This window comes from Cellulomonas sp. URHD0024, assembly GCF_000426185.1.
GTDB lineage: Bacteria > Actinomycetota > Actinomycetes > Actinomycetales > Cellulomonadaceae > Cellulomonas.
On sequence record NZ_AUEW01000001.1, the window covers coordinates 925845 to 948421 of the forward strand.

Genomic DNA, 22577 nt, shown 5'->3' on the forward strand with positions numbered 1-22577 from the left:
GGTGCAGCCGTTCCTCCAGACTTCAGGGCGTGTGCCGACGACCGCGACACCCGGATGCCCGCAAGAACGGCGAATCTTGCGCCTGGCGTCAGGATTGCTCGGAATCCGCAGGCTGCGGCGCGTGCCTGTCCAGGAAGCCGTACACCTCGCGCGAGTCCACCCCGGGGAACGCACCGGTGGGCAGCGCCGTGAAGACGTGCTGGTGGACGCGCGCACTCGGCCACGACGCGTCCTGCCAGCGCGCGGTCGCCGACGCCCTGGGCCGACGGCAGCACGCCTCGTCCGGGCAGGTGGACTGGTGGCGGGTGGGCGTGTCCCGCCCGCGGAACCAGGACGCCGACGCGAACGGCACCCCGATGGCGATCGCCAGCTGCCCCTCGGTCCCGGAGCCCGTCTGCGTCGAGCACCAGAACGTGCCGGCCGGGGTGTCGGTGTACTGGTAGGACTCCGACGAGCGGTCGCGTCGGGCCAGCGCGCGGCGCACCCCCCAGCTCCGGCACACGAGCTGGCCCTCGATCGCGCCCGTCACGTCGGTCGGCAGCGGCAGTCGGTCGTTCGCATAGGCGCGGTAGATCGCGCCGTCGCCGCCGATCCGCAGGAAGTGCACCGGGATCCCGAGGTGGTGCGTCGCGAGGCAGGTGAAGCGCTGGGCGGCCGCCTCGTGCGTCACACCGAACGCGTCACGCAGGTCCTCGATCGCCAGGTCCTTCTCGCGCTTCGCCTGCTGGAGGTGCTCGACGGCAGCCTTCTCGGGCATCAGGGCGGCCGACGCGAAGTACGTGATCTCCATGCGCTGCCGCAGGAAGTCGGCGTACGAGGTCGGACGTTCGTGCCCGAGCACGCGGTGGGCGATCGCCTGCAGCGCCAGCGACCGCAGCCCGTGCCCGCCCGGGATCGATGCCGGCGGCAGGTAGATCCGCCCGTGCGCGAGGTCGGTCACCGTGCGCGTCGAGCTGGGCAGGTCGTCGACGTGCAGGATGGTGAACCCCAGCTGCTCGGCCATCCGGGAGACCGCCCGGTGGGTCAGCGCTCCCCCGGTGTACCCGGCCGCACGGGCCAGCTGCTCGGCGACCTTCTCGATCTCGGGGAGGTAGCTGTCCCGAGCCTGGCGCTCGAGGCGGATCTGCGTGTTCGCGCGTCGGGCCTCCTCCGGCGTCGCGATGGCCTCGAGGTCGCGCCGGGCGAGCTCGGAGTGCAGGCCGACCAGCTGCTCCAGCACAGGCAGGGGCAGCGTCCTGCCGGGGCGCACGGTCGGCAGCGCGAGCCGCTCGAACCCCGCCGACCGCTGGGCTCTGTCGAGTGCGATCTCCAGCCCCGCCCGGCGCGACGGCGGCTCGGCGTCGAGCAGGTCCGCGACGCTGACGTCCAGGGCGTCGGCGAGGCTGCGCAGGAGCATGAGCCGCGGCTCCCGACGACCGTTCTCGACGAGCGAGAGCAGGCTCGGCGTGACCCCGACCTGTCGGCCGAGAGCGTCCAGCGTCAGACCCCGCGACGTGCGCAGGTGCCGGACCCGTCGACCGATCGTGAGCGCATCGGGCTCCCGCGGACCGTCCATCGACATGTTCGTGACCCCTCGTCAAGATCGGCGAGTCTTGCACGGGTTCAGGCGCTGCGTCCATCGTGCGTCTACCCGCTGCGTCCACGATCAGAGAAGCCGCGGCCGACTCGTTGACGTCGTCGCGACGCCGTGCTTCCCTGCGCGGGTCGATCGCCCTTGCGTACAGAACGGAGCAGCTCGTGTCGAGCACCACGCCGACGCCGCTGCGTCCGTCGCGCTCTTGTCCGGCCCGCTGTCAGCACCTCTGACGCTCAGGCCCACCGACCGCCCTGCGCGGTCGCCGACAGACGCACCCGAGAGGCACGACCATGTCCCTGCTTTCCGCACCCTCTGCCCGTTCTGCCCTCCCTGCCGGTCCTCGTCGCCCCGCGCTGGACGTCCACCAGCTCAGCGCGCTCACCCGCTCGATCGCCGCACGTCCGGAGCTCTGGCAGCCTCTGGTCCGTTTCCAGGAGAGCGGTCGCTGGTGGACCCGGCTCGACGCACCCGCCGGCGTCGACGTCTGGCTGATCACCTGGCTCCCGGCGCAGGGCACCGAGCTCCACGACCACGGCGACTCGTCGGCGGCGTTCACGATCGCCGGCGGCACCGTCACGGAGATCCGGCCCGCGGTGGACGGGCGGCTCGTGCCGCAGGAGCTCACGGCGGGCCGGACGCAGACGGTGGAACCGCACGACCTGCACGACGTGCTCAACGCCGGCACGGAGCCGGCCGTCACCATCCACGCGTACTCGGTCCCGCTGACCCGGATGACCTACTGGAGCCGCACCGACGACGGCGTGCTGGTCCCGGCGCGCACCGTCGTGACGGACGAACCGGAGTCGAACGCATGAGCGCGCGACGCCGGACGATCGACGACGTCCTCGCGGAGGCCCGCGCGGGCCTGCACCGACTCACCCCACGGCAGACCTGGGACGCGCTCGCCGACGGAGCACTGCTCGTCGACATCCGTCCAGCAGCGCAGCGGGCCGCCGAGGGCGAGGTGCCGCAGTCCGTCGTGATCGAGCGCAACGTTCTCGAGTGGCGCCTCGATCCGTCCAGCGCGCACCGCATACCGGCCGCGACGGGCTACGACCTGCAGATCGTCGTGCTCTGCTCCGAGGGGTACACCTCCAGCCTGGCTGCGGCCTCGCTGGCGGACCTCGGCCTGCACCGGGCCACGGACGTCATCGGCGGGTACCACGCCTGGGCCGCGGCCGGCCTGCCGGTGTCGTCGGCAGCCCGGCCTGCCCTCGCAGGCGCCGCCCACTAGCCACCGTTCCCGGGCCAGGCGCGTCGTTCACGGCGTCCAGCCGACCCCGAGGCTCGCCGTCTCGTCCGAGGTACCGCCTTCGCTCGTCGCGGTCGCCCAGACGGACGCTCTCGCGCCCGACAGCGTCCACCCCTGCTGGCAGCGGCCGCTGAAGGACACGGTGAACGACGCGGACCCGGACGACGAGCTGGCGCTCGGACGGCCGACGAGGCCTGGCCCGACGTTCTGACCGATGTCTCCGTTGCGGCACGACCAGCCGATCGAGACGTAGATGTCGGTGCTCACGACGGCGCTCTCGGGATCGGTGGCGACGGCGGTGACCGTCAGGGTCGAGCCGAACCCGGTGAACGTGACCGCCTGGCCCGCGGAGCCGATCGAGACCGTCTTGCCACCCCCGGACAGCGTCACGGTGGGCGGCGTGCGGTCGACCGCGACGAAGCTCGCGCTCGCCGACGCCCCGCCGTCTGCCACCACCAGCGAGCACCCGCCGGTGCCGCCGCACCCACCACCCCAGCCTGCGAACCGGTCGCTGGTCTGCGCGCTCAGCGTCACCGGGGTCCCCGGGACGTAGACCCAGTCGCACCTGCCCGACGCGCAGGTCGCCGAACCGCCGTCGGGCGGCCCTGGGCTGACCTGGACCGAACCCGGCCCGCTGACGTCGACGCTCAGGGTCGCGACCGCGCCGAACGCGGCGGTGACGTCGTCGAGGTCGTCGAGCGGGAACGTGCAGCTGGTCGACGACACGTCGCACCCGGGAACGCCCCAGTCCACCAGTCGCTCCGCGCCGGCGACGCTCACGGACAGCTCGATCTGCGCGCCCGTCGACGCGTCGAGCGCGCACGGCGCGGTGTCGGTGCACTCGGTCGGGGGCCCGCCGGCGACCGCGGCGGACAACGTCCCAGGCCCGCCGGTACGACGGACCGTCACCGTGCGCGCATCGGCGCCGACCACGACCGTCGCCGTCGCGACCTCGTCGGCGCCGCTCGCACGCCGGACGTCGATGCTGATGTCGTAGGAGCCGGTCCGCGTCCAGCGGTGCGAGAGCGCGATCCCTGAGTCCGACGGCGTGCCGTCACCGAACGACCAGGTGGCGGTCGTTATGGGGCTGCCGCGCAGGGTGCGGACCTGCAGCGGGATGTCCTGTCGGACGACGACGGCGGCCGGCACGACGATCTCGAGGTCCGTCGGTGCGTCGGGCTCGTCCGCCGGAGGCGGTGGCGCGGGTGCCGACGGCTGCACGTCGTGGGCGCGGGGAGCGGCCGGGTGGGACTTCTTCGGGTGGGTCGACGTTCCAGCCCGGTGCGGTGCCTGGACCCGTGCCTTGGGGTCGGCCGGCGTCTCGGGCTGCACGAGCGGGGCCGCCGGCTCCGGGGCAGCGGGCTGCGCATCCGGCGCCGCGGGCTGCGCGTCCGCGGCCGGGGTCTGGTCAGCGCCGTCCTGGACGTCGGCGGCCGGGTTCGAGGCGTCGAACTTCGCCACCGCCCGCACCTGGCCGTCGAGCTCGATGACCCCGGCCTTCTCGGTGCTGCGCTCGTTGTAGAACACGAACCCGTCGTGGCTGAACAGGTCGAACGACGAACCCGGGGCCACCACCGCGTCGGTCACGGCCAGCACCTTGTGCTCGTCGGGACGCACGACGACGACGCGACCGGTCGTGTAGTCGGGGACGAAGACCGTGCCGTCGACCTCCACCGGTGGGCCGAGCCGTGATCCCGGCACCGCGACGTCGGCGACGGTGCCACGGCACGTGCCCTTGTCCAGGTCGGACGTGCGCAGGACCCCGGTGCGCCCGGACACCGCGTACAGCTTGTGCGTGGAGGCGGCCGCGGCGACCTGGATGGTGTCGTCGCTGGGATCGATGTCCACGCACGCCGACGCCCGCGAGAGCCGCCCCGTGCGGGTGTTCACGAGCTCGGCGCGACGCGACGCGAGGTCGACGACCACCGGGGTCCCGTCGGAGACGAGCAGCTGACCCGACCCGGCGTCGGATGCGGCAGGGTCGGTCACGCCGACCACGCCGTGGGCTGCCCGCAGGAGGTCTCCGGAGCGCGCGTCGAGCATCCAGAGCGCGCCGGACCGGTCGACCACGGGCGAACCCGGGGACGGGACGGCGGAGAGCGACGAGACCGACCCGCGCAAGCGGAGCGACCGAGGATCCGCCTCGACCATCAGCCCCCGTCCACGGTCGAACGCGTAGAGCGCGTCCGAGGACGTGACGGCGTCGAGCGACGCCTTCGTCCCGGACAGCAGATCGACCGGCGCGCTCTGCTCCCAGGTCGCCGCGTCGACACGGACCACGCCGCCGGTCGTGCGGTCGAGCGCGTACCCCGCTGCCCCGCCCTGGACGGCCACGATGTCGTGACCCGGCGCCGCGACCGCCACGCGCACCGTGATCTCACCGGACGCACCGTCGAGGAGCGCGAGCTGTCCCGGGCCCGAGGACGCGAGCCAGATCGACCCTGAGCCCGACGCCAGCGCCCGCTCCGGGTAGCCGGACGGACTCGCGAACGACGCGGCCGCGCCGGCCACGCCCGCGCACGCGAGCAGCGCGACGACGGTCCGACCCCGTGCACCGCCGATCCTGCGAAGCTTCGCCATGACACGCCCCTCCCGCCGATATGAGGCAGCGGGTCCATGGCAGATACACGTCAGTCCTCCGCCAGGTGCTCCTTGCCCCAGAGCGCCGCGCTCGTGCGGTCTGACACCCCGAGCTGGCGGAACACGTGCCCCACGTGCACCTTGACCGTCCGCTCGCTGATCCCGAGCGCACGACCGATCTGCTTGTTCGCCATGCCCTGGCCGAGGAGGCGCAGGACCTGCCGTTCGCGGGCGCTGAGACCGTCCGCCGGGGACGTGCTTGCAGAGGGCAGCAGGGCACGGGCCACCCGTGGGTCCAACGGCGCGTGGCCCTGGGCCGCAGACCGAACAGCCGCGACGAGGTCGCGCGGGTCGCAGTCCTTGAGCAGGTAGCCGACGGCCCCGGCCGCGAGCGCATCGGCGACCCGCCGCTGGTCCGAGAACGAGGTGAGCACGACGACGTGGGTCTCGGGTCGCGCAGCGACGATCCGACGGGTGGCCTCCACACCGTCCAGGACCGGCATCGACAGGTCCATGAGCACGACGTCGGGCTCGAGCTCCGCCACACGCTCGACCGCCTCGGCACCGTCCGCAGCCTGGCCGACGACGCGCAGGCCCTCGGCACCGTCGACGAGTCCGGCCAGCCCTGAGCGGACCAGGTGGTGGTCGTCGGCGAGCAGCACCGTCACGTCGTCGTGACTCATCGGCCTGCTCCCACCGTCAACCGCCACGCCGTGCCGCATCCCGGCGCGGACCGCACCTTGAGCTCGGCGCCCTCGGACGAGGCGAGGTCGCGCAGGAGGCGGAGCCCGAAGTGACCCTCCTGCGGCCGGACCAGCGTCTCGTCGACCTCGAACCCCACGCCGTCGTCCGTGACCTCCAGCACGACATCGGCACCCGTGCGCGTCAGGCTCACGGCGATCTGGTCGGCCCGCGCATGCGTCACGGCGTTGCGCAGCGTCTCCTGGGCGACCCGGTAGACCAGCCGCTCGCCTGCCGCGTCGAGTCCGTCGGACACGGCAGCGTCGGAGCTGGCCGACACCGCAGCGTCGGGCCCGGCGGGAAGGGCAGCGTCGGAGCTGGCCGACACCGCAGCGTCGGACAGCGCAAGGTCGATCGCGGCACCGCGAGCGGCCAACCCGCCGACGAGGTCGGTCAGCGCGGCGTCGAGCCCGGACGTCTGCAGGCTCGCCGGATAGATGTCGACCAAGAGGGAGCGCAGTCCCTGGATGCTCGCACGGACGGTACCGGCGGCCTCACGCAGCGGCTGGGCAAGCTCGGGTGCGCTCGAACGCTCGGCACGCTCGGCCGCGCCCGCGAGTGCGAACGACGAGGCGACGAGCTCCTGGACCACGCCGTCGTGGAGCGTCGCGGCGATGCGGCGACGCTCCTCCTCCGACGCCTCGACGGCGTGCTGCAGCAGCACCTCGCGGTTCTGCTGCGCGCGTCGGAGCCGGTCCACGAGCGTCCAGAGGACCGGGAGCATGAGCACCACGAAGAGCAGCAGGCTCGTCAGGGTGACGCCCGAGAAGCCGCGCCACAGCGCCGTCGACCGCTCGGTGACGACGTCGTACCTGCTGTACGTCTCGAACAGCAGGGGCGTGCCGTCCGGGGTCCACACCGGTCGGTAGGCCTCCAGCAGCTTGCCCTGCCCGCGCTCGTACACGTTCTCCGGCCGGCTGAGGTCGCTGACCTCGGCTTCGGTGGTCGGGTCCGCGAGCACGGCGGACTCGTCGACACCGAGCGGGAAGACCCGCCCGACCAGACGGTCGTCGTCGGAGTAGACGATCCGCCCGTCGGCGTCCCAGACCTTGACCCGGACCACCTCGTCGCCGAGCACGTTGGTCCGCACGGCCTCGTCGAGCGCGGCCACCGCGGCCGGGTCCGACGTCACGATGCCGTCCTGGAGCGTGGGCTGCACGACGGCGTCGGCGACGAGATCCGTGCGACGGGCCGCGCCGTTGACCGACTCCTGCTCGGCGATCCGCCGGCTGGCCGTGAGGCCGAGCACCGCGACGACGACCAGGACGACCCCCGCGGCGGCAGCCAGCTGACCGAACACCCGCCACGTCCGTACGGGACGCTGCTCGTGCGCGACGCCGGCGCCGCGGCCGGCGCTCAGGGTGGTCCAGGGGACCTCGAGTGGCACGTGGCTCACCCTATGCGGCCCCCTGTCCGCCGCTTCGTCAGTCGTCGCTGCCATGCCCGCCGTGGTCGTCTCCTGCGTCGTGGGTCGAGCCGTCGTCCGACCCGTCGTTCACCGTGTCGTCGGACGCGTCGTGGCTGGCGTCGTCGGAGGCGTCGTGCTGCGCGTCGTCGGAGGCGTCGTCGGAGGCGTCGTCGGAGGCGTCGTCGGAGGCGTCGTCGTCGCTGACGTCGGGTGCGCTGCTCGGGGCGCTGCTCTCGGCACGGTCGTCTCCGACCTCGCCACGGTCGTCGCGGTCGACCAGGCCACCGTGGTCGTCCGCGCCGGCCGCGGGCACTGGTGCGGGCACGCTCGTCGCTCCGGGTGCCGCGCTCGCCGACGCCGTCGGGCTCTGCTGGTCGTCGCCGATCTCGGTGGTCGCGCCACTGCCGCTGCCGTCGTGGTCGTCGACGAGCACCGCCTGAGCCGGTGGCGCGACGGGCACCGACGGGCTGAGGCTGCTGTTGCCCGCGAGCCCGACGGCGGCGGGCACGACGGCGACGACACCGGCAGCGGTGAGCAAGAGGATGCGCTTCAACATGTCGATCTCCCTGGGTGGTGGGCTGGCTACACCTTTCTCCCGCCTCGCAGGTCTGCGGCGCCATCGAACCTTGGTACTAGTACCGCGTGCGTCCGGAACAGCTCCCGCCGGGACCCACCGCTCTCAGGCAATCTGAAGGGTGCGTTCGCGACGATCCGCCCGTGACGACGAACGAACCCACCCTCATCCGTACCGTTGCACCGTCCCGCGTGCCCGAAGTGGCCGCGATCTTCTGGGTCACCAAGGCTCTGACCACGGCGATGGGTGAGGCGGCTTCCGACTTCCTGGTCCGCGCGATGGCGCCGGAGATCGCCGTGCTGCTCGGCGCCGTGGCGTTCACCGTCGCGCTCGTCATCCAGCTGCGAGCCGGTCGCTACGTCGTCTGGCGCTACTGGTTCGCGGTGGCGATGGTCGGCGTCTTCGGCACCATGGCGGCCGACGTCGTGCACGTCGGACTCGGGATCCCGTACGCGGTCTCCACCGTCGCGTTCGCGATCGCACTGGCCGCCGTGTTCGGGGCGTGGCGGTCCAGCGAGAAGACCCTGTCGATCCACAGCATCCACACGCGACGACGCGAGCTCTTCTACTGGGCGGCAGTGATGGCGACGTTCGCGCTCGGCACCGCCGCGGGCGACCTGGTCGCGGTGACTCTCCACCTCGGCTACCTCGCAGCGGCTCTCGTGTTCAGCGCGCTCCTGCTCGTCCCGGCGATCGGGTACCGGTGGTTCGGGATGAACGCGGTGCTCGCGTTCTGGGCCGCGTACGTCCTCACCCGACCCGTCGGTGCGTCGTTCGCCGACTGGCTCGGACAGCCGCCGGTCCGCGGCGGCCTCGGGATCGGCTCCGGCCGGGTCGCGCTGGTCTTGAGCCTGGCGATCGGCGCCCTGGTGGTCCGGATGACCCTCACCCAGCGCGAGGACCGTCGACCGTTAGCGTGACCCGCATGAGGCAGGTGGCCCGCAGCGTCCGCGCACGGTCGGCGTTCGCCGCCATGGGTGCCGTCGCGATCGCCCTCGTCGTGGCGTCGCTCGGTCTGCTCGTCGTGCTGCACCGCTCGCTCGAGGCCCACGAGGCGGCTGTGCCGATCGCGTCCGACGCGGTCCAGGACGCCGCCCAGGCGATGCTCGTCGGCGTCCCGCTCCTCGTCCTCGTCGTCGGCGCCATCACCTACCTGCTCACGGGCCGTGCCCTGCGTCCGGTCGAGGAGATGCGGGCGCGCACGGCGCAGATCGGTGCGGCCGACCTGAGCACCCGCGTCGACGTGCCGACGACCGCCGACGAGATCGCCCGGCTGGCGGTGACCCTGAACGGCATGCTCGACCGGTTGCACGACGCGCACCAGGCTCAGGTCCGCTTCGTCGCCGATGCCAGCCACGAGCTGCGCAGTCCGTTGGCCGCCGCGCGCGCCGAGCTCGACGTGGCGGCTCGGGACCCGGCGCACGCCGACTGGGTCGCCACCACCTCGGTCCTTCGCGCGTCCAACGAGAGGATGCAGCGCCTCGTCGACGACCTGCTGGTGCTGACGAGGACCGAGGAGCACGCACCCGGACGGGACCGCGACGTCGACCTCGACGAGGTGGTCGAGCGGATCGGCTTCGGGCTGCGTCCGCGGCGTGGCGTCGTGGTCGACGTGGTCACCGAGCCGGTGCGGGTCCCAGGCGACCCCGAGGAGCTGTCACGGGTGGTGCAGAACCTGGCCGACAACGCGGTCCGGCACGCGCAGCGCCGGGTCCGGCTCACGGTCACCGCAGACCCCGGAACTCCCGGTGCAGGCACTCAGGGCGCGCATGCTCCGTGCGCACGCATCGAGGTTGCCGACGACGGCAGCGGCATCGCGGTGACGGACCGCGATCTCGTCTTCGACCGCTTCGTGCGACTCGACGAGGGCCGCGCCCGGTCGGCGGGCGGTTCGGGGCTCGGGCTCGCCATCGTGCGCGGGATCGTCGGTTCGCACGGCGGGAGCGTGCGGGTCGGCGAGTCGGACCTGGGGGGAGCCTCGTTCGTCGTGCGGCTGCCTCAGGCCTCGTCGTCGACGGCTCGGTAGCCCATCCCCCGGACCGTGACGATCGAGGTGCGCCCGAAGGGGGCGTCCACCTTGCGCCGCAGATAGCTGATGTAGACCTCGACGACGTTCGGATCTCCCTCGTACGCGGAGTCCCAGACGTTGGCGAGGATCTCGCTCTTGGTCACCACGTCGCCGTTGCGCCGCATCAGGAGCTCGAGGACGCCGTACTCGCGCGGGGTCAGAGCGATCTGTTCGCCCTGGCGGGTGACCCGCCGGCGCGCGGGCTCGAGGCGAAGATCGCCGACGGACAGGACCACCGGGCGCTCAGGAGCCCCGCGGCGCACGAGCGCCCGGAGCCGGGCGAGCAGGACGTCGAACGAGAACGGCTTGGCCAGGAAGTCGTCGGCGCCTCCGTCGAAGGCGCCGACCTGCACCGCGTCGCCCTCGCGGGCCGTCAGCACGAGTACCGGCGTCCAGACCCCGCGCTCGCGAAGACCGAGCAGGACGTCTCTGCCGCTCATCCGAGGCAGCATCAGGTCGAGGACGATCGCGTCGTACGCGGTCTCGGTGGCGGCCCAGAGCCCGTCCACTCCGTCGCGCATGACGTCGACAGCGATCCCCTCGCCCGCGAGCCCCCGGCGGATCGCCTCCGCGATGTCGTGCTCGTCCTCGACGATCAGCACCTTCACTGGCCACGCCCTTCAGGGGATCCTCAGCATCGGACCGCGAGCCTACGTCCCATGACATCGAACACCTCCGCCACGGACGTACGCCGCCTGCTGAACAAGGTCCCCGAGATCACGGTGTCCTTCTGGGTGATCAAGGTGCTGGCCACGACCGTCGGGGAGACGTTCGCCGACTACCTGACCGAGACGCTCGGCATGACGCTGACGGCTGCGACGCTGATCGTCGGGGCACTGCTCGTGATCACGCTCGTCGCGCAGTTCCGCGCTCCTCGCTACGTCGCCCCGGCCTACTGGCTCGCCGTCGTCCTGATCAGCGTCGTCGGGACCCTGATCACCGACAACCTCGTCGAGAGCTATGGCGTCCCCCTCTGGATGACCACAGCGGTGTTCGCGATCGCCCTCGGCCTCACGTTCGCGGTCTGGTACCGGACGGAGCACACGCTCTCGATCCACTCGATCACCAGCACCCGGCGCGAGGCGTTCTACTGGTTGGCCATCCTCTTCACGTTCGCGCTCGGCACCGCTGCCGGCGACCTGCTCGCCGAGAAGCTCGGTCTCGGGTACTTCGCGTCCGCGGTGATCTTCGCGGCCGCCATCGGAGTCGTGGCCCTGGCCCACTACCGGTTCCACCTCGGCGCTGTCCTGTCCTTCTGGATCGCCTACGTCCTGACCCGACCGCTGGGCGCCTCGATCGGAGACCTGCTCTCGCAGCCCAGGGCGGACGGCGGCCTCGGGCTGGGTACGACGACGACGAGCCTCATCTTCCTGGCGACGATCGCCGTGATCGTCGTCTACCTCACGCTCACCAAGCGCGACGTCGAGACCGCCGCGCCCGACGGGCTCGACGAGCTGGACGAGCTGGACGAGCTGGACGAGCTCGACGAGTTCGACCAGCTCGACGCATGACCGTGGTGCTCCGGTCGTCTCGACGCCCGGAGCGGCGACACGCACCGTCCCACGCGGGAGTCGTTGGGCCGAACGGGTGAATGCGAGTCGTGTGCACAGGAGTGCTGGTCGCTTCGACCGGGTTTGACCCCGAACGTCCGCGCGACCTAGGTCCCACGCGCACGGGCGCGGTTCCTACACTTCGCCGATGTCTCGTTCGCGCCCTCGATCCGCCCTGCGTGCACCGCTCGTGGCGGCCGTCGTCGTCCTCGCACTGGGCGCGACCGTCGCTGTGGGTGTCGGTCAGGCGCTCGGGTTGAGCTTCGAGCCGGCGGACACCCCGGCCCCAGCGGCGGCGACGAGCGTGGCGTCCACGCCACTCGCGGATCCGCCGTCCATCGCGACGATCCAGGTTCCCGACGACGCACGGGTCGCTCTTGCGGCGTCAGCCGTGGCCGACGCGCTGGCGGGCCGGGGTCTACCTGCGCCGACCATCACGACCGAAGGCTCCGAGGCTGCGCTCGCCGGGATCGCGTCGGCCGACCTGGTGGTGCGGACGGTCTCGCCCTTCGCCGACTCACCCGAGGCGTACCGGGTCGACCGGGACACTCCCGGCGGGTATGCCGTGGAAGCGTCCGGACCAGCGGGCGCGGCGGCCGGCCTCTACGGCATCGCCGACCGCATTCGGTCCGGCGCCGCGGTGGACGCCTCCGGCGAGACCCAGCAACCGCGGCTCGGGCTGCGGCTCACCGACAGCGGATCCGTCGGACGCGAGGCAGACCCGGAGGCGTTCGCCGCCGGGACGGACTACTCGCTGAACACCGACGTCGTCGCGGGTGCGGTGCTGCCCGAGGCGCCGTGGGTCGACCAGGCCGTCGTCGACGACATCGACGCGCAGTTCAAGCAGCTGGTCCAGCACGACCTGCGGGAGGGGTACAACGGGATCGTCGTGCCCGGGTTCCTCGAGTACGTGACGTTCAGCGGCGTCGGCGACGGCCATGACGTCTACCCCGAGGGCGACCCCCATGTGGCCCGCGCGCAGGCCATGGTCGCGGCCTTCGGTCCGGTGTTCCAGTACGCGGCGGACATGGGAATGCACGTCTACCTGCTCACAGACATGCTCGCGGTCTCGCCCCCGCTCGAGTCGTACCTGCAACGGACGGTCGGCGGTCTGGCCGTCGAGGACCCAGCACTGTGGTCCGTCTACCAGGCCGGCCTCGCCGAGCTGTTCGAGAACATGCCGTTCGTCGACGGGCTGATGGTCCGGATCGGCGAGGGCGGCTCGGTCTACCAGGCGGGATGGGACTACTCGTCGAAGCTTGCGGTGACATCCGCGTCCTCCGTCCAGGCGATGCTCGAGGCACTCCTGTCGACGGCGGCTGCACACGACCGCGACATCATCTTCCGCACGTGGACCGTCGGCGTCGGTGCGGTCGGTGACCTGCACACCAACCCCGAGTCCTACGAGGCCGTGCTCGGCGGCATCGACGACCAGCACCTGATCGTGTCGACGAAGTACACGATGGGCGACTTCTACAGCCACCTGCCCCTCAACCCGACGCTCTTGGTCGGTGACCAGCGGCGCATCGTCGAGTTCCAGGCGCGGCGCGAGTTCGAGGGGTTCGGGTCGCTACCGAACGACCTCGTGGCCGAGGAGGCGCAGGCGCTGCAGACCTTCCTCGCGGCAAACCCGCACGTCGAGGGAGTGTGGAACTGGACGCAGGACGGCGGTCCGCTGCGTGCCGGACCCATGACGCTCTACCTGCGGACCGGGTTCTGGCAGATGTACGACCTGAACACCTACGGCACCGCCCGGTTGGCGTGGGACCCGTCGGCCGACCCGACAGGGCTGACCGCCGACTGGGTTCGGCAGACCCTCTCGGACGACCCCGCGACCGCTGCCGCCATCACCGCGAGCCTCGGCCGTTCGCGCGAGGCGATCACCAGCGGCCTGTACATCCGGCCGTACGCCGAGAACAGCGTCAAGGCACTCGGCCTCGAACCGCCGCCGATGATGTGGATCTTCGAGTGGGACATCGCCACCGGTGACTCCGCCGCCCTGGACAGCATCTACGCCGTGAGCAGGACCGACCTCGACTCGGCGGTGGCCGACGGAGCACACGCGACAGAGATCGCCCGCGACATGCGCACCCAGGTCGCAGCGACGGACCCCAGCACGTGGCGCTCGCCCGAGCTGTACGACCACTTCGTGAGCGCCCTCGACTACGAGACCGATCTCCTGGGCACCCTCGCCGCGTACCGCGAGTCGGTCCTGCGGCGGGTGGAGTGGCTCGACACGGGCAGCTCGACGGCCTACGACCAGTGGCGGGCCGCCGAGGGCGAGTTCCGCCGTGCCCGCGCCGAGCACGAGTCGACGTACGCCGGCGACGTCGACCTGCCTGCGTACAACTTCACGGCCGCCGACATCGGCGCCGAACGGGCCGACCGGGATCCCGCCATGGCCTGGCTGGCTCGCGTCATGCTCCTGGTACTGCTCCTCGTCCTCGGGCTCGGTGCGGTCCGGCCGCGTCCGACCGCACTCCGCGCCTTGTTCGTCGCGACGACGCGGCCGTGGCGGCTCGCCGAGATCCCGGCGCCGACGAACCGCACCGAGCGGGTCGTGGTGTGGGCCCTGCCCGCCGCGGTCCTGGTCGCGAGCCGCCTGATCTACACCTGGTTCGCCGCGCCTGCGCACCTCGTCGCGACCCTCGGGGCGTGGCTCATCCTGGCCGCCGTGCTGCGCCTCGTCGTCGGCCGCCGGGACCCGTTCCACCTCTGGGCTGCTCTCGGTGGCGTGGTTCTGCTCCGCACGGTGATCCTGCTCGTGGCGCTCGTCGTCCGAGGCCCGGGCCGCTACTGGTTCGGCTTCTGGACCGACCCGACATCCCGCACGGCCTACATCACCGTCGCCTTCGCCGCGTTCTGCTGGTCGTTCGTCGTGATCTCGCTGGTCCTGCGGCGCGCGTACGGGATGCGCCCGCTCCGAGCCGTCGGCTTCACGGTCCTCGCGGGTGGTCTCACCCTGGCCATCACGTCGTTCGGCATCGCCGCGATCGGCCTGGAACGCGCGCTCACCATCTGGAACGACCAGATGGCCCTGCTGCCATGGGGGCTCTCCCGGATCCTCGGCATCACCGTCTACCTGGGCATCCCCACCTGGCTGCCCGCCGCTCTCGCCGCGATCGGCCTGCTCCTCACCGTCGTCGGCGGTGGCCTCGCGCTCATCCGCCGCCCCAGAGCCGAATCGGCTCCGGCCTGACCGAGCCTGACCGGCCTGACCGAGCCTCACCGGCCTGACCGAGCCTCACCGGCCTGACCGAGCCTCACCGGCCGCACCGGCCTGACCGAGCCTGACCCGCCTGGCCAAGCTCACCGAGCGCGACAGGCATGACCGAGCCTCACCGAGCCTGACCGGCCTGACCGGCCTCACCCGCCCGACCGGTACCCGGGCCGCGTCCTGCCCCGGCCCGCGACCGCACCCTGACCAGTTCGCCGGACTCATCCGGAACCGGCCTCCGGCGCAGAGGACACAGCCGACACAGCCGACACACGCTGGGCGACGATCCGCAGGCGAACGCGAGCTGGCGTCAGAACGGCGGCGGTTCGTCGTCTGACCGGGGTGGCGCGTGCGTCGTCAGTCCGGCGATGTCCAGCAGGTGCGGAGTGGGGTCCCGGGAGTAGGTGAGGCCGTCCGAACTCGTCCACCAGGTGATTCCGGTGGCGCGGTCGCGGTGCACGTTCCAGTACTTCCTCGTCTTCGCTTCATGGTGGTGCCGGCACAGCGCGTGCAGGTTGTCCGGGCAGGTCTGACCGTCGGCCGATCTCGCCGGGTCGAACGGGTCGATGTGGTCGAGGTCGCAGCGGCCAGCCGGTTGCCGACACCCTGGGAAGGTGCAGGTGACGTCACGGGCGATGATGGTGCGGGTCAGGTCCGCGCCCGGCCGGTAGGACACTGTCCCGGTCTCACACACCAGCCCCGTCGCCGGGTCGGTCAGCAGGCGCCGCCAGGTTCCGTCTTGTGCGAGCTCACGGGCCATTCCCGCGGTGATCGGACCGAACGAGTCCAGAGACCCCGGCTGATCGTCGGACCCGAGCAGCGTGGTCGCAGCGACCGTGACCCCGACGCTCACGGCCATTCCGTGTCTTCGCGGCAGGGGCACGCCGTCCGGGGTGGCCTGGTTCGTCAGGATGGAGCTGAACACGTCGCTGAACGCGTCCGCTCGGCGTTGGTCGGCGGTCCGCTCGTCACCGTCGACGCGAGTGGTTCCGGCCAGAGCGTCGAGGACGGTGAACGCCATCACTGCGTCGGGCGCGGGCAGGTACGCGTTCAGCCAGGCCATCCCGTCCACAGAGGGGCTCAACGACACGCCGCGGTCCGCCCGGGCGGCGGTGCGCCGCTTCTCGGCGGCGTCGGGGTCGCAGGCGATGACGGCGGCGCGCACGTGGCGGGCGAGCTGGGGCCCGGTCATCCGAGGAGCGGCCGCCAGCCCGATGGCCAGTGCGGCGTCCGCGGCTCCCGCGGTGGGTTCTCTGGGGTCGACCGCGTGGGTGGTCAGGGCTTCCGTGAACAGGATGTCGACCTTGCGGGCATCGAGCAGGCCGGCCGCCCACGCGTCGTGCACGGCTGGGTGAGCAGCCGCCAGCGACGCTCGCACGAGCAGCATCTCCGCCGCGCGGCGGGTGGTGACCAGGGCGCAGGCGAGCTCGTCGGGAACCGGGGAGGGATGGACCGGGCGGCGGACCTCGAGCTCTCGGACGGCGACCGCCTGGGCGGCCTGAGCAGCGCGGATCAGCTGTTCGAATCCCTGCACCACACCGATCACGTCCCCGGAAGAGAGGTCCGCCACCTCGACCCCGTCCAGCGCGACTGCCAGCTCAAGGATCGAGACCCCAGCGACCGGGAACTGCGGCAGTCCTTGCCCGGGCCCGACCGCGTCCAAGGGCACAGACTCGAGCGTGGGCGAAGACGAGAACGACGGCATCGCCGTTGTCAGGTCCACCATCGCCGCCCCGCCGTCCCTCATCGCCAACCTCTCGCCGTGCGTCGTCCGTTCGAACAACTGTACGACCGACCGCCGACAAGCGATTAACTCCCTAGTCCCCCGACGTCGCGACCCAGGCGCTGAACACGGGGACGCCCTCCCACTGTGCAACCGCCACGTCCGTCGAGCCCCACCCCTGCTCGAGGTCCGGGACCACGGACGTGGCAACCGCGACGACCGCGTAGGGGCGGTTGAACCGGATCGTCGCGTGGCGCTCGCGCACCTCGACGCATGGCGGCACCCCACCGGCCCGAGCGGCCAGCACAGTCACCGCTGCCGCCTCGAACCCCGCCCTGCCGAACGCCGCGACCGTGGCCTGGACCGCACTGCCGGCACTGGGGCGGGCGGCGGGGACGAGGAAGGTGTCCATCGTCGCGAAGGCCTCCTCGACGCCAGGTGCGTCGCGCAGATCGTGCGTCGAGCGCGCCGACCAGGCAGGCAGGACGGCGTCGACGACCTCGCTCCGGTCGGAGAAGGAGACCCGCTCCTCGACGGTCTCGGAGATCTCCCAGGCCACCCCCGGTCCCTCGGGGAGGTCGAACAGGCTGACGCCGACCTCCCGTCGCGCGTCCAGCAGGCACGCGATCTCGTGCGCGGCCCGGTGCACGTCCCCGGGCGCGACCTCCGGGGCGGCGATCACGGACAGCACCCGCAGGCCGTCGACCGACCGGGCGGCGTGCACGCCGACGAGACCGGCCGCATCCGTGCGCGCGATCCACCTGTCGTGCCCCTCGTGCGGAGCCCTGAGCGCCTCGAGACCGCCGAACGAGCCGCCCAGCTCGCCCGGGGCCGCATCCTCGAACGGCTTGGTCCAGGTGACCTCGCTGACCAGGGCCGAGACGAGGACGAGAGCGGTGTCCGGCTCGACCGTCAGCGGGAAGCGCTCGATCAGACCTCGGGTCCGGCGGTGCGCCCACCGGTCGGCGGCGTCCTGCGTCGGGATCGCGCCCGCCTCGACCGCGGCCGGGAGCCGTCCGGCCCAGGAGCCGAACGCTGAACCGTCCAGGGCGGCCTCGTCGAGCCAGACAGCGAGCGCAGCGCCGACGGCCGGGTGCGGCTCCTGGACCAGCGCGGCGGCTCGGCGGGCCGCATCGGCCGCGTCGGTGCCGAGCGTCTCCTCGAGCGTCCCCCGCGCCGCCGCGCGCGCGGCCGGAGCGAGCAGCGCGAGGAGGAGCCAGAGACCCAAGGGCGACCCGACGCCGTGCTCGCCCAGGAAAGCGTCGTTGAACCGCTGCGCGAAGCGGGCGACGAGCGCCGCGGTGGGTGGGTCCATCTGTTCCGGCACGGGCCCTCCGTCGGCTCGGGGGACGCCATTGTCCCGCGACAGCGCCCGTCTCAGCTGACGGAGTCCGCCCGCTCTCGCAGCGCGAGCTCGACCGCCTCCTGCACGCGGGCCTCCTCCTGGGCTGCCCGAAGTCGACGGTTCCGACGAAGGACGCGGACGATGCCCACGATGGCGCCCACCACGACGAGTACCAGCACCAGCAGCGACCACGGGATCGCCCAGGTCGACCCTGCCGCAGCGACGGGATCCAGAGACGTGGTCGACCCCGAGATGTCGGTGAGCAACGGCGTGACCAGGGCCTGCGCCGAGAGGCGCACGGTCGGCGCGACGTCGTCGACCGGCACGGTGACCTTCCAGGACTCCCCCGGCAGGAGCTGCGGCGGGGCCGCGACCTCGCCCGCGTGCGCGGTGAACCATCCGAAGGGCCCGGCGACCGAAGCGGCCTGCCGGGCGGACACGATCGCGTTCCCCGTGTTCTGGAGGGTGTACGTGATCGTGGCGTCACCCGTCGCAAAGGGGTTCAACGTCCCGTGGTAGGCGACGCTCACGCCCTCGACCGCGAGGCTGGGGTGCAGCTCACCGTCGACGTGCAGCGTCACCTTCACACCGAGGCGTCGGTCGACGTTGATGCCCTCCTCGGTGTCGGACTGCGTGAGCGACGTGACGATGCCGCCGACGTAGTCCCCGGGGGTGGCCGAGTCCGGGACCTGAACCTTGAACGGGACGTCTACGGTGGCGTCGGGCTGGATGGTGATGCTCGTCGTCTGCGGGTCGACCCACGCGCCGACCCCGGTCGACGTCTCGTCGGTCGTCAGCAGGTCGAGCTGGCCGCTCTCGGTGGTGTACCCGTCGGCGGCCAGGACGCCCAGGACGAGCGGGGTCGCCCCGTGGTTGGCCACCACGAGGCTGTCGTCGACGGTCCCGCCCGGCTTCACCGAGTAGGTGAAGCTCGTCCGGTCGGCACCCAGGTCGCTGGAGCCCGTGCGCACCGTCCACGTGACGTCGTCGTCGCCGGCGGTCGCGGAGGTGGTGCCGGCGGCGAGTGCGACACCGGCGAGCGCGGTGACGAGGGCCGTGCGGACGAGTCGTGCGTGCATCGGGAGTTCCTTCGACGAGAGCAGCAGAGCAGAAACGGGAATCCGGTGGGTGGGCGCACGAGGCGCCCACCCACCGGGGTCAGCCGACCGAGGTCAGCTGCTCAGAGCCGTGATCGTGAGCGTCGCGCGGTACGAGCCCTTGGTGACGTCGCCCGGGATCTTGAGGTCGAGGTCGGCGCCGAGCTTGGCCGTCCCCTTGTCGTGACCCTGGCTTGCGGAACCGAGGCCACGCGAGACCGAGAGCCCGCTGCCACCACCGGCGTAGCCGGAGACGACCGACTCACCGGCCGTCGCACCCGCGCCGGGCTGGACGACCTTGGGAGTCCAGCCGAGGTTGGCGCCCGAGAACGTCTTGGTGCCGTCCTTGAAGTCGCCGACCGAGGCGGACACGGACCACGGCGCGTGCGAGCGACGCGAGTCCGTCACGGTGATCGGGTTGATCTGGCCGGCCGCCTCGAAGTAGTCGCCGCCGTGCTCGACCGCGGTACCGAGGTCGACCAGCCCGTTGTAGCCGTCGATCGTCCAGCCGAACTCACCGGGGGCGGCGTCGGGCACCGCGACCTGGAGGTGCTGACCGGCGCCCTGGTACGGGTGCACGGTGACCGAGTCGACGAGCGAACCGACCGGCTGGGCGGGCGAGGAGCCGTTGTTCGGCCCGCACCAGGCCACCTTGGCGAGCTCGACGGCCGCGTTCGGCGCCGAGCAGTCGCCGCTGCGCACGTTCTCGACGACGAGCTTGTCGCTGCGGACCTCGACCTTGACGTAGGACCGCACGTGCTCCTGGTTCTGGACCGAGTTGTACCAGTAGCTGCTCGGGTTCAGGGGGTCGGCACCGTTGCCGGCACCGCTCGTGCCCGTGCCGTCGGGAGCCGTGAGGTCGTAGTACTTGGAGCCCGAGGCCGAGTTGGCGGTGACGTACAGGACGCCGCCGGGCCCCGGGTACACGTCCGCCTGACCAGGCTGCTCTGCGGGATCCGCCTTCGCGCCGTTCTTGTTCAGGTAGCTGCGCGAATAGCTGTGGTCGTGGCCCTGCAGGACCAGGTCGACGCCAAGGTTGGAGAACGTCGTCGGGAAGTCGACGCGACGGACCTTGGCGTCCGTGTCCTTCGCGTGGTCGGCCGGCGAGTAGATCGAGTGGTGGTAGACGAGGACCTTGTACTTGGCCTCCGCGCCGTGCTGGTTGATGACGTCGGTGACGTACGCGAGGTGCGCCGCGTCGCCGCCACCGCCTGTGGCCGTGCTGTAGGAGTTACTGTTCAGGTCGATGAACAGGACGTCCTTGTAGAGGTACCAGTAGTCGCCGCCCGACGCGGTCCCCGCTGGGTTGCCGTTCGAGTAGAGCGCCCCCGAGCGGTCGGTGTTCGGTGTGTACAGGTGCTGCTCGTACGCCTTGCCACCGACGTCGTGGTTGCCGATCGTCGCGGCCCACGGGTACTGGCGCAGCTTCTCGGGCGCGAGGAACGCCGTCCACTGCGCCTCGGTGTTGGCCGTCTCGACCTGGTCACCGCCGGAGACGAGGAGCTCGGCGTTCGGGTTGGCCGCGAGCGACACGTTCAGCGTGTCCTCCCAGCCGGCCTGGTCCTTGGCCGTGTCGCCGGACGAGCCGATCTGCGGGTCGCCGTAGAACAGGAAGTCGTAGTCGCCGTCGAACGACTGCGTCCTGAAGGAGTAGGTCGGCGACCAGCTGCCGGCCGAGCCGACGCGGTAGGAGTAGACCGTGTTCTCGGCCAGACCGGCGAGCGTCGCGTGGCGGTTGAACCCGCCGCTGGAGGCGATGTTGGCGCTGCCGACGCCCGCGACGGTGACGGCGCTCGCCGGGAAGTCACCGGCCACGAGCGACGACGTGGGGGCGAGCTGGACGCTCTGCGCGGCGTCGACCGAGGTGTACCAGGTCACGACGCGCTGCGCCTCATCGGCACCGACACCGAGGACGATTCCCGTGAGGTTGGCGGGGCCGTCGGCCATGGCGGGCGTGGCGAGGGCGAAGCCGCCGAAGGCGCACGTGGCGCCGACTGCGAGGGCGGTGAGTCGTACCGACATCCGGTGCCGGGCTGCCCGGCGCTCGGGTGTCACGCTGTTCGAAGGCATGCGTCGTCCGTTCTCTCCTGGGAGGGGCCTGTGTGGCGCCCCCCAACGTGTCGAGGGCAGATGAACTCGACGCAAACCAGGACGACCCGGGAGGTTGCCCACGCCGGAACGGTTGCCTCAGGTTCCGATCTCACGACAGACCGAGCAGACGCTCCGTGAACCACACGAGACCCAGCACGGTCACGCCAGCGGCGACCAGCCCGGTGATCCACAGCCCGACCCGCGGCACGCGGTACCGCGTCATGGTGAGCGCCGGGAAGAGGAGCAGGATCAGCGAGAGCTGCACGGCCTCGATGCCGACGTTGAAGACGAGCAACGACCACAGCAGCGTCCAGGACCAGGCCTCGTCGATGCCGAGGGCACTGGCGAAGCCCAGGCCGTGCACCAGTCCGAAGCAGAAGACGACGCCCAGCCGCAGCCAACCGGCCCGGTCCAGTCCGAGAGGGCCCCCGTGGGCGGTGTCGATCTCGGCGGCACGGTCGCCGTGCTTCCAGATCCGGTAGAGGTACCAGCCGGCCACGACGGCGATCGACAGGGCGATGATCGGCTCCACCACCCGCGCGGGGACGGTCACCAGCCCGGTCGCGGCGAGGATGAACGTGATCGAGTGCGCCAGCGTGAACGTCGTCGCCGCGAGCACCACCTCGCGCAGCCCCCGCGAGCCGGCGATGAGGGCGAGCAGGAACACGATGTGGTCGAGGCCTGTGAGCAGGTGCTCCGCGCCGAGGTGGAAGAACTCCCAGAACCGCTCGCCGGTCGTCTGCTCGGTAGAGAACGTCGGGCGGGCGCCGTCGACCGCGGCGCTGCCGTGCTGGCCGTCCAGGTCGTAGGTCACGATGGTCTTGGCGTCCCGGACGTAGCCCTCGTCGTCGCCGAACAGGGTCGCCGTCACCTCGTGCGCACCGTCGGACGTCGCGCACTGGTGGTCGAGAACGAGCACGGCGTAGGGCACGCCCTCGCGTTGCGTGATCGTCACGCCTCCCACCTGCGCCGGGGCGCAGGTCTGGTCCGCCGACGAGACCGAGAAGCGTTCCGTCACGTACGCGAGCACGGCGTCGGCGTGCCCGGCGAGCGCCGCGGCCTCTTCCCCTACGTCGCCGTCGTCGAACGCCGCCGTACCGTCCTGGAAGAGCGCGTCGTCGTGCTCGGCGTCGGCGGCGGACACGACCAGCAGGTCGTACTCGAGCCCGAGCTCGGTGCGTACCTGTCCCCTGTGCGGGGACGTGACGTCGACGAAGACGCTCGTGCTGAACCCGTGCGCAGCGGCGGGCGCACTGCCGAGGGCCGCGAGCCCGAGCAGTGCGAGACAGACGAGGACGGACCGCCGGGCGGCGCGGGACATGGGAGCTCCTTCGGGACGGCCAGCGAACCGTCCA

17 protein-coding genes are annotated in these 22577 nt (G+C 71.9%); 6 read left to right on the forward strand and 11 right to left on the reverse strand.

Annotated features, from left to right (window positions below; translation table 11 throughout):
• Positions 1-88 precede the first annotated feature (88 nt).
• Positions 89-1555 (reverse strand): XRE family transcriptional regulator, encoded by a 1467-nt coding sequence (locus I847_RS0104330; RefSeq protein WP_028048715.1) that lies wholly within the window; start codon positions 1553-1555, stop codon positions 89-91.
• A gap of 311 nt (positions 1556-1866) precedes the next feature.
• On the opposite strand from I847_RS0104330, the gene I847_RS0104335 reads away from it, so the two are divergent.
• Positions 1867-2391, forward strand: coding sequence for a cysteine dioxygenase family protein (locus I847_RS0104335; RefSeq protein ID WP_028048716.1), 525 nt, complete (start codon positions 1867-1869; stop codon positions 2389-2391).
• Complete coding sequence (locus I847_RS21865) at positions 2388-2810, forward strand: rhodanese-like domain-containing protein (RefSeq protein WP_034608835.1); 423 nt, start codon at positions 2388-2390, stop codon at positions 2808-2810. The genes I847_RS0104335 and I847_RS21865 overlap by 4 nt, the downstream gene beginning before the upstream one ends.
• Positions 2811-2837: 27 nt before the next feature.
• On the opposite strand, the gene I847_RS0104345 is transcribed toward I847_RS21865, so the two are convergent.
• The 4 genes from I847_RS0104345 to I847_RS27005 are packed head-to-tail and all read right to left on the reverse strand — an operon-like array spanning position 2838 to position 8113.
• Positions 2838-5408, reverse strand: a complete 2571-nt coding sequence (locus tag I847_RS0104345) for a PKD domain-containing protein (protein ID WP_028048717.1) — start codon at positions 5406-5408, stop codon at positions 2838-2840.
• A 50-nt stretch (positions 5409-5458) separates the two neighbouring features.
• Entirely contained in the window at positions 5459-6091 is a 633-nt protein-coding gene (locus I847_RS0104350; RefSeq protein ID WP_028048718.1) for a response regulator transcription factor, read from the reverse strand.
• A complete protein-coding gene (locus I847_RS0104355; protein ID WP_196804464.1) occupies positions 6088-7536 on the reverse strand; it encodes an ATP-binding protein in 1449 nt (482 codons plus the stop codon). Before I847_RS0104355 ends, I847_RS0104350 begins: the two co-directional genes overlap by 4 nt.
• 37 nt (positions 7537-7573) lie before the next feature.
• The gene (locus I847_RS27005; RefSeq protein ID WP_051274428.1) at positions 7574-8113 is read right to left on the reverse strand and encodes a hypothetical protein; all 540 of its coding nucleotides are present in this window, start codon (positions 8111-8113) and stop codon (positions 7574-7576) included.
• Between the two features lie 209 nt (positions 8114-8322).
• Here I847_RS27005 and I847_RS0104365 point away from each other — a divergent pair, with 209 nt between their 5' ends.
• A complete protein-coding gene (locus tag I847_RS0104365; protein WP_196804465.1) occupies positions 8323-9051 on the forward strand; it encodes a hypothetical protein in 729 nt (242 codons plus the stop codon).
• Between the two features lie 5 nt (positions 9052-9056).
• Positions 9057-10157, forward strand: a complete 1101-nt coding sequence (locus tag I847_RS21875) for a cell wall metabolism sensor histidine kinase WalK (protein WP_155855984.1) — start codon at positions 9057-9059, stop codon at positions 10155-10157.
• Here the strand turns inward: I847_RS21875 and I847_RS0104375 are convergent.
• Positions 10130-10807 carry a response regulator transcription factor gene (locus tag I847_RS0104375; RefSeq protein ID WP_028048722.1) on the reverse strand — a complete coding sequence of 226 codons (678 nt, stop codon included), beginning with the start codon at positions 10805-10807 and terminating at the stop codon, positions 10130-10132. The two genes, I847_RS21875 and I847_RS0104375, sit on opposite strands and share 28 nt — an antisense overlap.
• Positions 10808-10858: 51 nt before the next feature.
• Here I847_RS0104375 and I847_RS21880 point away from each other — a divergent pair, with 51 nt between their 5' ends.
• Both I847_RS21880 and I847_RS0104385 read left to right on the forward strand, forming a co-directional pair.
• Positions 10859-11710 (forward strand): hypothetical protein, encoded by an 852-nt coding sequence (locus tag I847_RS21880; protein WP_081680413.1) that lies wholly within the window; start codon positions 10859-10861, stop codon positions 11708-11710.
• A 187-nt stretch (positions 11711-11897) separates the two neighbouring features.
• Positions 11898-14948, forward strand: coding sequence for a hypothetical protein (locus I847_RS0104385; protein ID WP_028048723.1), 3051 nt, complete (start codon positions 11898-11900; stop codon positions 14946-14948).
• A 328-nt stretch (positions 14949-15276) separates the two neighbouring features.
• Here I847_RS0104385 and I847_RS25365 read toward each other — a convergent pair whose 3' ends face one another.
• The 5 genes from I847_RS25365 to I847_RS0104410 all read right to left on the reverse strand — a co-directional run bounded on the left by I847_RS25365 (position 15277) and on the right by I847_RS0104410 (position 22543).
• On the reverse strand, positions 15277-16635 hold the full coding sequence (locus I847_RS25365; RefSeq protein WP_196804466.1) for an HNH endonuclease signature motif containing protein: 1359 nt from the start codon (positions 16633-16635) through the stop codon (positions 15277-15279).
• A 148-nt stretch (positions 16636-16783) separates the two neighbouring features.
• A complete protein-coding gene (locus I847_RS0104395; protein WP_155855985.1) occupies positions 16784-18016 on the reverse strand; it encodes a serpin family protein in 1233 nt (410 codons plus the stop codon).
• 50 nt (positions 18017-18066) lie between these two features.
• Positions 18067-19113: a WxL protein peptidoglycan domain-containing protein gene (locus I847_RS0104400; RefSeq protein WP_028048725.1), complete on the reverse strand. Its 1047-nt coding sequence runs from the start codon at positions 19111-19113 to the stop codon at positions 18067-18069.
• A 93-nt stretch (positions 19114-19206) separates the two neighbouring features.
• On the reverse strand, positions 19207-21201 hold the full coding sequence (locus I847_RS0104405) for a fibronectin type III domain-containing protein (RefSeq protein WP_028048726.1): 1995 nt from the start codon (positions 21199-21201) through the stop codon (positions 19207-19209).
• 130 nt (positions 21202-21331) lie between these two features.
• Positions 21332-22543: a HupE/UreJ family protein gene (locus I847_RS0104410; RefSeq protein WP_028048727.1), complete on the reverse strand. Its 1212-nt coding sequence runs from the start codon at positions 22541-22543 to the stop codon at positions 21332-21334.
• Positions 22544-22577 lie beyond the last annotated feature (34 nt).